This window comes from Chryseobacterium sp. StRB126, from assembly GCF_000829375.1.
GTDB lineage: Bacteria > Bacteroidota > Bacteroidia > Flavobacteriales > Weeksellaceae > Chryseobacterium.
Window position 1 is genome coordinate 3,572,288 of sequence record NZ_AP014624.1, and the last position, 15,974, is coordinate 3,588,261.

Below are 15,974 nucleotides of genomic sequence, written 5' to 3' on the forward strand. Positions count from 1 at the left end.
TAAGCTATTTTATTTATATAAGCAACATTCCTAAATTCATCTTTGATGAAGCTTAATTTATCTTAAAATCTTTATTTTTTTAATGGTTATTTTTTTTTGACGCAAAGTTTTTATTATGATTTTGTAGACTTTAGGATGCAAAGATTTAATCAACAAGTTGATTCGATGAAGCTAAATGGAAAGCTTTGAAAATATTGAATGTCATTAATAGTTAAAACCTCCACTCATTACTCATTACTCATTACTCATTACTCATTACTCATTACTCATCAATCCAAGGTCAGTGTAATATTCTTGTGTGATTCTATAATTTCCACCAAAATTTCAAACAGTGTTTGTCCTTTTCCTTCTGTTAAATCATTCAGTTTTTGTTGGATAAGTTCTATGTTGAAAGGTTTTCCCTGTTTGATTTTGTTTTTGTAGAATTCCTGGGTTGCTTGAAGTCCTAAGTCTCCTATTGATTTTCGTGATTCTTTCCAGCAGATTTTAATTTCTTCTTTATTTTCAATAACTCCGAAGCCGCCGTACAGAATATCATCAAAACCATCCAAAGTTCCTACTTTCCAATCCGTGTCTTTCATTAAAACATTGGAAACTTCTTCGTAGAAACCATCTAAAGACGAAAAATGACCGCCATGGATGACGATCATTTTTCTTGTATTCTTATTTGAAGTATTCAACACCGTTTTTGAATATATTGTGATAATTCGCGGTGGGTATGTTTCTCATGAGACCATCCGTAAATCTTTCCGGGTGTCCCATTCTTCCGTAGATCTTTCCACATGGGCTGGTAACACCTTCAATTCCGAATAATGAGTTGTTCGGGTTGAAAGGCATTCCGTGGGCAATATCTCCATCGAAATCGATGTACTGCGTTGCGATCTGACCGTTTTCATATAGCTTCTTGATTTCTTCTTCAGAAGCCATGAAACGTCCTTCTCCGTGAGAAATCGGAATGGTGAAGGTTTGACCTTTCATTCCTTTTAACCATGGACTTTCATCGTTCACTACTTTTACAGTAACCATCTGGGAGATGTGTCTTCTGATGGCATTGTGAGCTAATGTAGGAGAGTTTTCATCCAGATCCTTGATTCTTCCGTAAGGTAACAATCCTGATTTTACCAAAGCCTGGAATCCGTTACAGATTCCGATAATCATACCGTCTCTGTCTAATAATTCGTGAACTGCATTTCTCATTTTTTCGTTCTTTAAAACGTTGACAATGAATTTTGCAGAACCATCCGGCTCGTCACCAGCTGAGAATCCTCCTGAGAAAGCTAAGATCTGAGAAGTTCTGATCTCTTCTACCCATGCATCAATACTTTCATCCAGCAATTGGTGGCTGATATTGATTAAAGGTAAGCTGCTTACTACAGCCCCTTCTTTCTGGAACGCATTTAAGGTATCGTACTCACAGTTGGTTCCTGGGAACACCGGAGCAAATACTTTAGGCTGTGCAATTCCATGTTTTTTGATGATGATATTTCTTGGATTGATTGAGTTTGATTTTTCGTCAATTTCAACCGTAATCATTTCTTTTTCTACTGTAGGAAAAAGGTTTTCGAATGTTCCAGTATAAGCAGATTCGAGATGCGTAATGCGGGTTTCGAGATTGTTGATCTTTAAAACACCTGAATCTTTTACTTCGCCGATAAGTTGAAGAGATGCGCTGTTGAGTTCTTCTTTAGCTTCGATGATTAAGCTACCAATATTTTTAGCTAATAAAGTATTTTCATCAGCGTTAATTTCAGCACCCAATCTGTTTCCAAAACTCATTTTTGCTAATGCTACTGCTACCCCACCGTCTTTTACTGTTTTTACAGAAACGATTTTTCCTGATTTGATGTTTTCAAAGATGAATTCATAAATTCCTTTCAAAGCATCATAGTTCGGAAGCCCGTTTTCCTGAGCGATATGATTGAAGAAATATACTTTATTTCCTGCCGCTTTAAACTCCGGAGAAATGATATTTTGTTTGTCTCCGTTGGCACATGCAAAAGAAATCAAGGTTGGCGGAACATTCAGATCCTGGTATGTTCCACTCATTGAGTCTTTACCACCGATAGCAGCCAATCCAAGGTTGATCTGTGCATCATAAGCTCCTAGAAGTGAAGCTAATGGTTTCCCCCATTTTTCAGGAGACTGACCTAGCTTTTCGAAATATTCCTGGAAGCTTAATCTAATGTTTTTATAATCACCTCCCATCGCAACAATCTTCGCCACACTTTCTACTACGGCATAAGATGCTCCCAATAATGAGTTTTGTTTTGAGATTTCAGCATCAAATCCCCAGCTTGCCAAGGAAACGGTTTTGATATCTTTTGCTCCTAAGATTGGTAGTGTCTGCACACTTCCTTCCATTAGGGTTTGCTGGTATTTTCCACCTAAAGGCATAGCAACAGTTGTTCCTCCTACGGAAGAATCGAACATTTCCAATAGTCCTTTTTGGGAAGCTACGTTTTTATCTTTTAGGGTATTCACGAAGTTTTCTTCGTTGAATGCTTTAGTTTCTACTTTTACTTCTTCAAGATGGTTAATTTTTACCTCCTGAGATTTTGAACATCCGTTCGTATCAAGGAATGCTCTTGAAAGGTCAACAATTTTGTCTCCTTTCCAGAACATCTGCATTCTTCCTGAATCTGTTACTTTTGCTACTTCTACCGCAACAATGTTTTCAGCTTCACAGAATTTGATGAACTTTTCTTTGTCTTTCGGATCTACCACAACGGCCATTCTTTCCTGAGATTCGGAAATAGCCAGTTCTGTTCCGTTTAATCCTTCGTATTTTAAGGGCAATACATCAAGGTTTACTTCCAAAGAGTCTGCAATTTCACCAATGGCTACGGAAACACCTCCTGCTCCAAAGTCATTGGATTTCTTGATTAATCTTGTCAGTTCAGGATTTCTGAATAGTCTCTGGATCTTACGTTCTTCTACAGCATTTCCTTTCTGAACTTCAGAACTCATGGTGTGGATAGAAGTTTCGTCCTGTTCTTTTGAACTTCCGCTTGCTCCTCCAACTCCATCACGACCGGTTGCTCCTCCTAAAATAATGATGGAATCACCATTAGCCGGTTTTTCACGTCTTACCCAGTCTACAGGAACGGCTCCGGTAACGAAACCTACTTCCATTCTTTTGGCTTTGTACCCTTCGTCATAGATTTCAGAAACCATAGTGGTAGCAAGACCAATCTGGTTACCATAAGATGAATATCCGTTTGCTGCCTGTTTCGTAATGGTTTTCTGTGGTAATTTCCCTGGTAATGTTTTGTCTACTGATTCTAAAACGTCTGCAGCACCTGTTAATCTCATCGCTTGAAACACAAACGATCTTCCGGATAAAGGATCTCTGATAGCTCCACCTAAACAAGTAGAAGCACCTCCGAAAGGTTCAATTTCCGTTGGGTGGTTGTGTGTTTCGTTTTTGAATAGTAAATACCAAGGTTCTTTCTTCCCATCGTATTCTGCTTCAATCTGAATGGTACAAGCATTGATCTCGTCAGAGATAACAAGATTGTCCAGATTTCCTGTTTTATGAAAATATTTACCACAAACTGTTGCCAAATCCATTAAGGAAATAGGCTTCAATTCGCGGCCTAAGAATTTTCTTTTTTCGATATAGTCATTGAAAATAGTATCCAATGTCTGTTTGAATTTTCCTTCAAACTGAATGTCTGACAATTCTGTTTCAAAAGTCGTGTGACGACAGTGATCGCTCCAGTAAGTGTCCAATACTTTCAGTTCTGTTTCTGTAGGGTTTCTTTCTTCAGTTTTAAAGTACTCCTGAATAAATTTCAGGTCATCTAATCCTAATGCAAAGCCGTGATTATTATAGAAGTTTTCAAGTTCAGCATCATTGAAATTGATGAAGTTTTCGTGGATGATTACTTTTGACGGTGTTTCATCAGCAGGAATATTCAGTACAGACAGGTCTTTTTCCTGAGATTCTACTTTGTTGATCAAAAGGTCTTTGATTTTCACCAAATCAGCTTCTGATACTCCTACAAATTCGATTAACTTTCCACTTCTTACTTTTGACTTTTCATTTTCTGTTAATAAAGCGATACACTGTTGTGCAGAGTCTGCTCTCTGATCGTACTGACCGGGCAGGAACTCCATCCCGAAATGGATGCTTTTTGCAGGGTTTTCTGTATGTAAAATATCAGTAACAGGATCTACGAAAGTATTGTTTACTACTTTCTCGAATTCCCCGTTATTCAAATTGAAGATATCATACACATTGTAGACTTTCACACTTTGAATTGCCGGAACAACTGCTTTTACTTCATCAAAAATTTTTGGACTTTCAACATCGAAAATTCCTCTTTTTTCTACGAAAATTCTTTTGTTATTAGACATTAGATGTCAGATTTTAATATTAGATTTATTTTTCTTTTTACTTTTCTGAGTTCAGAGTAGCACTTCCTTATTGTTATCCTTTGTTTCCTCTCCATTGGCTGCTCTTTTAGATGTTATGATACATCCTATTTTATTGAGTACAAATTTACTCTTTTTACTTTCTTTAAGCTCAATCTTTTTCTTATAATACTAATGCCAGATTATTATCTTTGGTCCCGTCATTATTGGATGCATTTTTAGAAGCTCCAATCCATTCTTCTTTATTCAATACAAATTTAAAAGAATAGGGCTTTCCTTTTTCAAATTGAGAGACAGGAACCTCCAATTCATAAAGGTTTTTATCTTTTTTTACCATCTGATATTCTTTATTTTCAGCATCCCAATTGTTGAAACTCCCTGCTACAGCGACAGTATTAATAAGGTTTCCGTTCAGGTTTTTCGGATGGATGTAAGAAAAAACGATTTTATCTCCCTTTACGGAATACCCATACACCTGCTTTTTATCTGAAGTTGAAATAAGATCGGCTACTAAACTGTCCGTCCCGTTATAAAGTGCAGTAAATGTTTCGGGTCCATTGATGTTAACGATCATGCAGATCCCGATATTCAGCTCAGGAAATACGGTAAATAAGGTATTTATTCCATAGGATCCACCATGTTTAAATCCTCTTTTACCATGTTCCGTAATCCAATATTTATCCCAAAAATATCCATACCAATCTTCTTTGCTATGGTTAATATTTCTTTGAGATTCCTGTACTATTTTATTTTTTGGATCCAGCTCTTCTTTTAAAAATTTCACCATATCTCCCATTGTAGATTCGGTTTTTGAACCTCCGGATCCCCATAAAAGACTTTTTGAAACCGGCATCAGACGATAATTTTCATGATATCCATTGGCCTGAGCTTCATCTTTTCCGAGTTCCAGTTTGGTATGATTCATCCCATTTTTTGAAAAGATATTTTCTTTCAAAAGGGTTTCATAGCTTTTTCCGTAAATATTTTCGAGTATAAGTCCAGCTAACTCCAGACTTAAATTACTGTATTTATATTCTTTTCCCGGCTCCATGCTTAATTTCACAGTGCCCAGATCTTTTTTAAAATCTTCCTTGGTATATCCTTCGTTGAGCTTCTCGTAAAGAAAAGGAGTCTCATCTGTCATGTTTTTTCTTAATTCATCATCGTTGGGAAAGTTTCTAGGCAACGCTGTTTCATAAGAAATCAGATTCCTTACTTTTATCGGAACTCCATTATATTCTAAGTTTGGGTAAGATCCTTTCAGATATTTACGTACATCATCATCAAGACTTACCTTCCCTTCCAGAACTGCCTGAGCCAATAGTTGCCCTGTAAAAAGCTTGGTAACAGAAGCTATGGCAAAGTATGTATTATTATTGGCTTTATTGCCTTTTCCTTTGTCTATTTCACCAAAATGCTTGGTATACACTTTCCCGTCTTTGATAAGTCCAACAGACACTGAATATGCTTTGGATTCTTTAGCCACTTTCTGAGCTGCTGCATCTATAATTGAATACACTGTTTTCTCACTTTGTGCATGGTTTTTCACAAATACCAAGGCAAAAATACATATGAGTAGATTTTTTCTCATGAGGTTTAATTCTGGTTATCTTTGAATTTATTCGGGTTATCAGGATGTACTTTTTGAAATTGTTTGGCTTCTTCTATTTCATTTTTCAGCCATTCTCCAAAAGGAACTTTTTTCTCATTATAATCTCTTATCGTGTAAAATGTCTTCCCATCTTCTGAAACTAAGAATTTAAAACGGTTGAGCATTCCCAAATCGTTTTTCGTGTAATCATAGGTATTTACCTGATAATAAGGGAAATTTTCTTTTGGCCTTTCTACTATTTCAAAAAACAATTTCTTTTCTTTTTCAGGGATCTTATTGTAAACATTTACATAATAAAGATCTGACAGCAGTTTATTCTGCTTTTCAAAAAACTGAAGAATATTGTTCTCTTTTTCGTTGTATTGAAAAGGATATGGATAATATTTTCCAACAATTTTCACATCTTTATCAGAATATTTGGTAAGTGGTTGAACTATTTCTCCTTTGATATTGATCATTCCCCATTTCTCACCAGGTACTTTTATATACCCGTCATCATCGTTCCTTTTACATCCATCACAAAATGAAGCATATCCATACGTAAAATGGTCAACAAAATCATGTTGGGGTTCAATAACTGTTTTTCCGTTTCTATCCACAAAACCTATCTTTCCGTTTTTAACGAAGCGTCTTACCCCTTCTACAAAATAATCTGGGCCATTGTCATACAGAAATGGTGTGTACAGAAAGTTTCCTTTTCGGTCATAAACATATCCCCAGGTGTGCTTCTGAGGTTTCTCATCTTTTTTCTCGCCGTCAAAGAGAATGGTTTCTCCCTCTACCAGATCACCATCTTTAAGGTCTGAGTAAATTTTAAATTGTGCAGGAATGATAATACTTCCTTTGTCGTTTTTCACCCCTACTAAGGATTCTTTGGTTTTAAAATATCTTAAAACTTCCTTCTCCTGAGAGAAAGCAAGTACAGGGATTATTGAAATGAGTAAAAGGACTTTGTTCATGGTTGGGTTTAAAATAAAATATGCAGCCCAAAAGGCTGCATATTGTTTTATACTTTAAGATCAGCTTCTAATCCTATCAAATCTTTATTCTGGTCTATAATCGGCAGCACTTCGTTCTTGACAAATTCTTCTGTCTGAATCGGTGCGAACCCAATAAAGTTCTTCGGATCTAAAACTTCTTTTAATTTTGATTTATCTAATTTTAAAGAATCATCGTTTAAGATTCTTTCGATCAGATCATTTTCTTTTCCTTCTTCCTTCACTTTCTTGGAAGCTTCCATAGAATGAACTCTGATTACTTCGTGAATTTCCTGACGGTCACCACCTGCTTTCACTTCTTCCATGATGATATATTCTGTTGCCATGAAAGGAAGTTCTTCTTCAATATGCTTGTTGATTCTGTTCGGATACACCACGATTCCGTTCATGATATTGTTCCAGATCAATAGGATCGCATCAACAGCTAAGAAAGCCTGAGGAATAGTTAGTCTCTTATTGGCAGAGTCATCTAATGTTCTTTCAAACCATTGTGTAGATGCTACCATTGCAGAACTCGTCGTTAAAGACATTACATATTTTGCCAATGCCCCGATTCTTTCACTTCTCATTGGGTTACGCTTGTACGCCATTGCGGATGAACCGATCTGGTTTTTCTCGAATGGTTCTTCAATTTCCTTAAGGTTTTGAAGTAAACGTAAATCGTTAGTGAATTTGTGAGCAGATTGAGCGATATTTCCTAATAATGCTACTACTTTAGCATCAATTTTTCTGTCGTAAGTCTGTCCTGAAACTCCAAAAACTTTTTCGAATCCGAATCTTTTTGAAAGTTCTTTATCTAAGTGTTTTACTTTAGAATAATCTCCGTTGAACAGTTCAAGGAAACTTGCCGCAGTTCCTGTAGTTCCTTTTACTCCTCTGAAACGAAGGGTTTCAAGGAAGAAATCCAATTCTTCAATATCAAGAACCAAACTCTGTAACCAAAGGGTTGCTCTTTTTCCTACTGTAGTTAACTGTGCCGGTTGGAAGTGTGTAAATCCTAATGTTGGAAGGTCTTTGTACTGAATCGCAAAGTCAGCTAAGTTTTTCATTACGTTCACCAACTTTTTCTTCAGGATTAAAAGTCCGTCACGGATCTGAATTAAGTCTGTATTGTCTCCTACAAAAGCTGAAGTTGCTCCCAAGTGAATAATTCCTTTTGCTGAAGGCGCCACATCTCCATAGGTGTGAACGTGAGCCATTACATCGTGACGGAATTTTTTTTCGTATTCTGCTGCTTTATCGAAGTCGATATTTTCAGCATTAGCTTTTAATTCAGCGATTTGCTCGTCTGTAATTTCCAGCCCTAAGTCTTTTTCGATCTCTGCTAAAGCGATCCAAAGTTTTCTCCAGGTACGGAATTTGTTATTATGTGAGAAATTAAACAACATTTCTTCACTGGAATAGCGCTCTTCCAATGGATTTTTGTAGGAATTCATTCGTTCTTTTACTTTTTAGATGTACAAAAATACGGTTTTTCAGTGAGAGATGAAAATTCTGGTTTTATGATTTTTGTAGTCGTAGTTTGTAGAGAATTTTGAGGAGTTTTCCCTTAGCATTCTATTGGGTTCGTGTTTTGTAGTTCTATATTAACATCTGCATCAATAAACGTAATATTTTTTTGAATTTTATCAGCTCAAAGTCGGGAGACTTTGCGCAGCAAGTTTTTTAGTCTATTTTAAAAACCCATTTGTTCTTGCTTCTTCAAAATAATTATTCTTTATTATACTGTCTTTTCTGAAAATATATTCAATAGAATCACCTTTACTTTTTGAAACAGAATCACCTATTTGATATGGAAATTCTAAAATTTTTTGAGTTCCGTTAGAATATTTAACATAAGGAAAATTATGCTCTTTTTTATTATTGTAAATATCAATTACTCTTGTATATCTTTCAATAGATAATAATTGTTGTTTTACAAGTTCATTTGAATTTATAATGAGATATAATATTGTAAGTACAAAAATACTTACAAAAAAGACTACAAATATTTTAATAATTCTTTTACTGGTTTTATCGATTTCTATTCCTAAATAATTCTCCATGAACCCAATTTTTAGAAGCTATTCTCTTGCCAATGCTAGCTTTTAGCTCGTATCATTCTAAAGTGTCTCTGTAAATTTACATTTATTTATAAAATCTAATTGTTTTTTCAATAGATAGTGATTTTATTTAAACTTTTTTAATAAATTCGTTGCAAGCGGACCTCGAAAAGCTTACAGAGTAGAGTAACCAAAAACAAATTAAATGTATGAAAAATTTAAAAAAACTAACAAAGACCGATTTAAAAACAATCTCCGGCGGATGGGTTCCACAACCGGGACAAAGCTGTCCAAGCGGAACTTGTCAATACCGCGAAAATGGAGCCTGCAGAAACTATGATCCTGAAAAATGTATTTAAAAGATAAGCCTGACTGATGTCAGGCTTATCTTTTATTATCAATTTTTATAAATAATAGGAAGCTCTTACATTGATAGGATAAACTTGCAAACGAGCAAAGAACTTATATTAAGCATTCCCATCCGGATTTATAAAGTTAACAGGATTATTAAATGCATAATTATAAGGTGAGTGTCTCCTCATTATCTCTGCAGCGGCATCTACAACTCCCCATCTTCCCAGATCAGGCATATACATCCTTGCCCCATAATCATACATTCCTGTCTCTTGCAACTCCTTCCCGTTGTACTTGTAGTTCTACAACTCCGCTCAACTTTTCAGGATTTGCCTACTCAACCTTTTCTCGTGCGAGGCTTTACACTGTGATCGCCTACTCTTGCTCGCTTAAGTAAATATAATTTTTCTTTTTCAATTGAAAAAAATAATTAATGTCAAAAATAGTAGTGAAAGTTTAGCAGGCAATGTTTTTATTTGCTTTTTTATGTGGTTATAAAAACAAAAATTTAAAATCTCTTGTCAAAATCATTTAATACATCTATTTTTTTGTAAAACATGATATTATATTTGTCCCATGAACGAAGGAATAACACTTTTCGCCCTGCTTTTTCTAATTATTGTAGCAATGACCACTTTGGTTATTGTTTCCAATAATGCTAGAAAAACAAAAAGTGACCGCGAACAATAGTAGAGCAATCACTTTCTTTCAATTTAGTTTTCAGTAGTCCACCCTGCCAGGTGGACTATTATTTTACAAATATATACTTTCTTTCGATTTGTTTTGTGGTTCCGGTGGTATTGTTGTCGCTGTTGTTGTAGATGTGAACTTGTGGGTAAAATTGGTGCAGCTTTTAGCCTTGGGTATAGCCCCGCTGTTTTCGTAAACTCTTTAGCTTTTCTATCATGATTTTTTATTCATTACTACAAATATAAAAAATTCAAACCTTTTATTCTATACCTAAGTATTATCCCAAAGATTTATTTCTATTGTTCTGTTTTGTAAATGAAAACAGAACAAGAAAACCACCGCTTTGGTAGGTTTTCTTGTTATTTAAAATAATACAAACATGATGATTAGATATCGCTAACTTGTCTCGTCCTGAAAAAAGTTGACTATAAAATCATAAAAACAGTCACTCTTATGGATTCAAAAAAAATAGCATTCCCTGTACAGGAATACAGCGAGGCTTTCAAAAGACAGGTTGTCTCCGAATATGAACGGGGATTATTTACAAAATCGCAATTACAGACTCGATACAATATTCGTGGTAATTCATGTATTTCCAGATGGTTAATAAAATATGGTAACTTTACTTATGAAAAACAACTAAGTAAAGGCAGACCTATGAAAGATCCCCAGAAACAAAAGATTAAGGAACTTGAAGCAGCTTTGTTGAAAAAGGAAGAAGAGCTCAAAGTATTTAATAAATTTATAGAAATCGCAGAGCGTGAGCTAAAGATTGAAATTGTAAAAAAGTCTGGTTCCAATCAATCCAGGAAATAAGGCCTCATACGAATTTTCCACTGCAAGATATCTGCCGATTGTTTGGATATAGTAAGCAAGCTTATTATAAAAGGAAAAAACAACCTGATTCTAGAAATCATCAAGAAAGGATTATAGAATTGGTGTTATCAATTCGTAAAAAGATGCCTAAAATAGGGACTCGAAAACTTTACATCTTACTTAAGAATGATTTTGAAAAAGAAAGCCTTCAAGTAGGGAGAGATCAGTTGTTTAAGATTTTAAGAGCCAATTATCTTTTAATCCCCAGAAGACATAGCTATTTTAAAACAACGAACTCCAGACATTGGATGAAGAAATACCCCAATATCATCAAAGAGAAAGAGCTGGAATGTTCCGAGAAGGTATGGGTTGCAGATATTACCTATCTAAAAACGAAAGAGAGAAATTATTATCTCCATTTAATTACTGATGCTTATTCAAAAAAAATTGTCGGCTATGAATTGAGTGATAATCTACAGACAAGTTCTACATTGAAAGCATTAAAACAAGCCATAAAGAATCGAGTCTACAAGCATTCTTTAATTCATCATTCAGATAGAGGTTTACAGTATTGTAGTAAAGAATATACTGAAATACTTAATAAAAGTGATATTCTCATTAGCATGACCGAGAACTCGGATCCCTATGAAAATGCCATAGCGGAAAGAGTGAATGGTATTTTGAAATATGAGTTTGGATTGATTGATATATTTGAAGACTTTAAAAATCTCTCACAACAGCTTGATCAATCAATCTATTATTACAATAATTTAAGACCTCATTTTTCTTTGAATTATAATATTCCAAGCCAAGTGCACATGAAAAATAATGTAAAATTAAAAACATATAAAAAACAAAATCAGAATAGGAAAATTACTACTCTGATTTAAGTATATTTGAGTTATTAAACTAGTCAACCTTTTTCAGGACTAGTCACTACTCAAAGTCACAGACTTTGCGCAGCGGGGGAACATTACCGATGAGGCTTAGGATAAACAATCACCCCGTTCTCGGTCATTTGATAAAGTTTTAAGTTAGAAAATTTCTTTAAAAACATTTTAAACTCCTTAGGAGCTGCAATTTCTGCTTCTATTATCTTTCCGCTAACGTTTATTATTTTATAGTCTTTATTGAAATAAACCGACCAAGGCTTTATTTCTCCGTCTAGCTGATCATCTATAGTTTCTTGATCTTTAATCTCAATATCTACATCTAATAATTCTATGGATTTTAATTTATTAAAATATTCCTTACATTTTTGAGTAGGATTTAAATCACAAAAAATAATCAGTTTTTTATTTTTAAATTTAAACCACCTATAATTTGTTGATTTTTTATACAGATCATTTTTTTTATTAAAAGTATCAATTAAAAATCCAATTGTATTAAATTTTTCGTTTGAATAAATATACGCAATTATATAATCTCCATCTTTAAAAGAGGTTTTTAAAGTGTCTTTAACATACATATTTAATAAACTTTCAGTGGTTTCTTTTAATCTTTCACATTTATTTTGTGAATAAAAGACTGAAAACATTAATAATGATAATATTATGGTTACATTTCTCATTTTTTATTACTTTTATGATGACCGTTTTTTATCGAAGTAACTTCTTTTCTATTATAATATACTGTTTTGGGACCTGTGAAAAATTTTGGATTATACATAAACAACGTTGCTGTATTAGGAAAAAGCTGACTTGTATTATAATCTCCATTTTTAATATCTTTTCCAGCATTTATATTTTTAAAACCTGTATAATCATGACCTTTCCAACCAGTCATTTCTATGTTGTAGCCACTAGGGTCAAGTTGATAAGCTCTATCCGGGTGATTATGTCCAAATAATGAGATTGAGTTTTGATCAAAATAGTCAAGATAGGGACTTATTGAAACACTACCTTCGTTAGCAGGTTTATTGAGAGCTCCATTCTTTCCTACAATAGATTGTTCTTGACCATCTTTTATTCCAGAGCCTACAGCAAATTCAGCTTCTACATTATTTGATATATACTCATGTAAACCAAGTGCTTTATCTTCATTTTGAAAAGTTATCATGCTATACTGTTTTTCATTACCTTTTGAATCTGTAAAACTACCTGATATTGTATTTTTAGAAATATATCCTTGTTCACCAACAGTAAATCCTTTTGCCTTTTTTATCAAAGAATTATCCTTATTGAATTGATTTGCAGCATATAGTTGATCTTCTTTAGAACTAGAAACCCATTCTATAGAACCATCAGTACCTAATTTATAAACGTCCATTCCAAATGGATCAATATAACTGATAGGATTATTAAGTACATAGCTGAATGGAGAGTCACTAAAATATTTTTCAGCAAGCGGATCCACCACACCCCATCTTCCTAAGTCAGGCATATACATCCTAGCCCCATAATCATACATCCCGGTCTCTTGAAGCTCCTTTCCGTTGTACTTGTAATTCTTATAACTACCTAACTGTCCTTTAATTCCTCCGATATGATTCAATCCAAAAGGGTAATAGTTGTTTGTATCTGTAACCTCAAGAACTCCTGCGCTGTTTTTAGCAAAACTCACCCTTGTATTCCCTAAGTGATCTTTATACTGGTAAATATAACGGTTTTCTGTGAAACTATAAAAACCTTCTGCTGTGGGTACAAAATCCAGTTTCCAGGATATAGATCCAGGTATTAAAGCATCCTGTGTACTCTTATAAGCCTGTTCTTCATAAGCAAAACTGGTTTTATCTAATAACACAGGACCTCCGATTAATCCATTGTCATAATAGCGATACTGAAAACCATCAAGATAATCAATCATCGTTGTTTTGCCTATATCACCCTCCCTTGCATTGTACTTAGTTGTTCTAAGTTTGGTTCCGTCTGCACGATATAAGTGACTTATATTGGTATTATAAGTCCATCCCAAAAGCTTCTGACTGATGGAAAACTGATGGGATAAATTAAGATAATTATAACCAATAGAATTGATGTTTTTATCATTCATATTGGTCATATTCCCATTGGCATCATAATCAATGATATTATTTCCCCCTTCATACCCTGTATCATTCATGGCAGATTCTATCACCTGATTTAAGCGGTTTCCGGTGTATTTATATTCAAGATCATCTACCAAAGTAGAAGTGCCGCCTGATACAGGAATAGCTTTTCTTTTCAAAGTATTGATATTCCCATTCAGATCATAGGTCAGATATTCATCAAAATTACCATTAGAAGGATTAGTGGCATTAGGCTCCGAGTAGAAGCCATTTCTTAAGCGGTTCAGAGGATCATATTCATAATTATATCTTTTCAGAACGTCTTCCGAAGAATTTCTCCAGTCTACCTCTGCAATATTACCATTAAATCGGCCTGGTGATTTGGTTGGGTTTAATGGATTGTTGTACTTTATTTCATACCCAAATAATTTCCCATTCAGAGTAGAAGGATCATTGATCTTGGTCAGCCAGCCCCGGATGTTGTATTTATAATCCATTTGCTGAAGAGGAGACCCTATTACAATCCCGCCTACTTTTTTAGTTTCCAGCTGGGATAGTTCATTATAGGTATTCTGGGTAAGGATTTCTACAGGGTTGGTATCTACCTGATGTTTATGTACCAATAATCTGTTCTGGTGGTCATATTCAAAATTCTCTGTAATAACTCTTTCTGGATCTGTTTCCAACCTTTTATGTTTGGTGATAACGGTTTGGGCTACTCCTGCAAAATCCAGCTTGGATTCTGTTTTGGTATAGCCTCCCAGGTGATTGATAGAATGAGTTCCTATCACTCTTCCTTTGGTATCGTAATAGGTATAATTCTTTGTCCAGTTATCATCTTCAATGTTCTTTATCAAACTCATCACTGGAAGCCCTTTTGTGCTTTTTCCTTCAGCAGATACCGCTTCTTTTAAAGTTTCTTCACCCTGAATAGATGATGGAAATGATGGGTTAAAGTTATACCCCGGATAGGTATCGTAATAATTGATACTTAAAATGGTAGGGATTTCTCCAACAAAGGCACTATCAGTATAGTACACTGTGATGCCATTTCGGGTAAATCCTGTGGTGCTTCTATCTTCAGTAATCACCAGATCCTTGATCTGATTCTGCCTTCCAGCTCTATCACCGCCAGTTAAAAAACCGGTATAAGCAATTCTCCCCAACTTGTCATACTTGGTAATGAGCCATTTATTGGAGACACTGAGATTGGCATCCTGAGAGAGAACTAACCTGTCTGATTTATCATATACCATTAATTCCCAGCCTTTGCCCGGGAGTTTCTTTTCTACCAGGCGATTTTTCCCATCATATTTATACTGATAACAAAGGGTATCTAATGTAGTGGTATCTATTGCCGGCAAGACAGAGGCTAAAGGTGGAATTACAAAAGCCAGCTGATCGTAATTATTATAAACATAATAAGTATCAGCTTTTTCTGTTGCATTTATTTCTTTTCTTACCAGTAAAACCTGGCCTTTCCCATTTTTAAATTCAATGGTTTTGTTTCCATCTTCATCTGTAACGATATTTTTATATAACTGACCACCTCCATAATTGCCTGATACATTAATCTCGGATTTAAAGGTTGAATAATCAAAAGTGGCAACATATTTTTTTACTTCACCATCAACATTGGCTTCATAATTAAATTTCACAGGTTTAGTACTCCAGTCATTACCTACCTGAATCTGCTGTTGAAGTCTGTTCAACGGAGAGTTTTCTAATACTTTCTCTGAATAAATCTTTTCTGAACCATAAGGGGTATTGGCTGCATTAGATAATGGGTTGGGAATTAGGGCTCCATTTAAAGTTTCTCCCTGAGGAACAGGTAGATAATCTTTAACCTGTCTTCCAAGGCTATCATATTCAATATGCGTGGCTACATCTCGTCCCAGCGGAGATGCTTTTACATTAACTACTTGCTTAGGTCTTCCCAAACCGTCAAAATATTGAACGGTCTCTGAGGTTTTGGAAGGTGTAGTTCCATTATAATCCAAATAAGTTTTGGATTGAATATAGTTTTCTCCCTGAGTGAGCTGGGCATAGGCTGAATGACTTATCAGCAATATACCTACGGGAATGAGTATTTTTTTCAT

General features: G+C 34.8%; 10 protein-coding genes and 1 pseudogene. 2 read left to right on the top strand and 9 right to left on the bottom strand.

Translation table 11 applies throughout. The features are described 5' to 3' along the window. Window positions 1-269: 269 nt before the first annotated feature. From CHSO_RS16285 to CHSO_RS16310, 6 genes are all read right to left on the bottom strand, one after another. A complete protein-coding gene (locus tag CHSO_RS16285; protein ID WP_052480619.1) occupies window positions 270-683 on the bottom strand; it encodes a ribonuclease inhibitor in 414 nt (137 codons plus the stop codon). Next, window positions 664-4,359 carry a phosphoribosylformylglycinamidine synthase gene (locus tag CHSO_RS16290; protein ID WP_045498189.1) on the bottom strand — a complete coding sequence of 1,232 codons (3,696 nt, stop codon included), beginning with the start codon at window positions 4,357-4,359 and terminating at the stop codon, window positions 664-666. Before CHSO_RS16290 ends, CHSO_RS16285 begins: the two co-directional genes overlap by 20 nt. 181 nt (window positions 4,360-4,540) lie before the next feature. Beyond that, window positions 4,541-5,968: a serine hydrolase gene (locus tag CHSO_RS16295; protein WP_084221005.1), complete on the bottom strand. Its 1,428-nt coding sequence runs from the start codon at window positions 5,966-5,968 to the stop codon at window positions 4,541-4,543. Window positions 5,969-5,973: 5 nt separating this feature from the next. Further along, complete coding sequence (locus CHSO_RS16300; RefSeq protein ID WP_045498195.1) at window positions 5,974-6,948, bottom strand: WG repeat-containing protein; 975 nt, start codon at window positions 6,946-6,948, stop codon at window positions 5,974-5,976. Between the two features lie 47 nt (window positions 6,949-6,995). After that, window positions 6,996-8,423, bottom strand: coding sequence for an adenylosuccinate lyase (purB, locus tag CHSO_RS16305; RefSeq protein WP_045498197.1), 1,428 nt, complete (start codon window positions 8,421-8,423; stop codon window positions 6,996-6,998). A 234-nt stretch (window positions 8,424-8,657) separates the two neighbouring features. Continuing rightward, window positions 8,658-9,032, bottom strand: a complete 375-nt coding sequence (locus tag CHSO_RS16310) for a hypothetical protein (RefSeq protein WP_045498200.1) — start codon at window positions 9,030-9,032, stop codon at window positions 8,658-8,660. Between the two features lie 206 nt (window positions 9,033-9,238). Here CHSO_RS16310 and CHSO_RS25665 point away from each other — a divergent pair, with 206 nt between their 5' ends. Next, on the top strand, window positions 9,239-9,388 hold the full coding sequence (locus CHSO_RS25665; protein WP_144428941.1) for a bacteriocin-like protein: 150 nt from the start codon (window positions 9,239-9,241) through the stop codon (window positions 9,386-9,388). Between the two features lie 117 nt (window positions 9,389-9,505). Here the strand turns inward: CHSO_RS25665 and CHSO_RS25400 are convergent. Beyond that, a pseudogene (locus CHSO_RS25400) lies at window positions 9,506-9,682 on the bottom strand (RHS repeat-associated core domain-containing protein); the annotation flags it as partial. An 844-nt stretch (window positions 9,683-10,526) separates the two neighbouring features. Between CHSO_RS25400 and CHSO_RS16320 the strand changes: the two are divergent. Further along, window positions 10,527-11,779, top strand: a protein-coding gene (locus CHSO_RS16320) for an IS3 family transposase (protein ID WP_144428943.1) whose coding sequence is annotated in 2 segments (ribosomal slippage) — window positions 10,527-10,854 and window positions 10,854-11,779 — 1,254 coding nt in all. Because the reading frame shifts where the segments join, the coding sequence is not laid out codon by codon here. Window positions 11,780-11,862: 83 nt separating this feature from the next. Here the strand turns inward: CHSO_RS16320 and CHSO_RS16325 are convergent. Both CHSO_RS16325 and CHSO_RS16330 read right to left on the bottom strand, forming a co-directional pair. Continuing rightward, entirely contained in the window at window positions 11,863-12,459 is a 597-nt protein-coding gene (locus CHSO_RS16325) for a hypothetical protein (protein ID WP_045498208.1), read from the bottom strand. Then, on the bottom strand, window positions 12,456-15,974 hold the full coding sequence (locus CHSO_RS16330) for a DUF6443 domain-containing protein (RefSeq protein WP_052480620.1): 3,519 nt from the start codon (window positions 15,972-15,974) through the stop codon (window positions 12,456-12,458). Before CHSO_RS16330 ends, CHSO_RS16325 begins: the two co-directional genes overlap by 4 nt.

Bases quoted from the DNA above. Each gene is read 5' to 3' on its own strand.
- CHSO_RS16295 (WP_084221005.1), bottom strand. From the start codon at position 5,968: ATGAGAAAAAATCTACTCATATGTATTTTTGCCTTGGTATTTGTGAAA.
- CHSO_RS16300 (WP_045498195.1), bottom strand. From the start codon at position 6,948: ATGAACAAAGTCCTTTTACTCATTTCAATAATCCCTGTACTTGCTTTC.
- purB (WP_045498197.1), bottom strand. From the start codon at position 8,423: ATGAATTCCTACAAAAATCCATTGGAAGAGCGCTATTCCAGTGAAGAA.
- CHSO_RS25665 (WP_144428941.1), top strand. From the start codon at position 9,239: ATGAAAAATTTAAAAAAACTAACAAAGACCGATTTAAAAACAATCTCC.
- CHSO_RS16310 (WP_045498200.1), bottom strand. From the start codon at position 9,032: ATGGAGAATTATTTAGGAATAGAAATCGATAAAACCAGTAAAAGAATT.
- CHSO_RS16290 (WP_045498189.1), bottom strand. From the start codon at position 4,359: ATGTCTAATAACAAAAGAATTTTCGTAGAAAAAAGAGGAATTTTCGAT.
- CHSO_RS16330 (WP_052480620.1), bottom strand. From the start codon at position 15,974: ATGAAAAAAATACTCATTCCCGTAGGTATATTGCTGATAAGTCATTCA.
- CHSO_RS16325 (WP_045498208.1), bottom strand. From the start codon at position 12,459: ATGAGAAATGTAACCATAATATTATCATTATTAATGTTTTCAGTCTTT.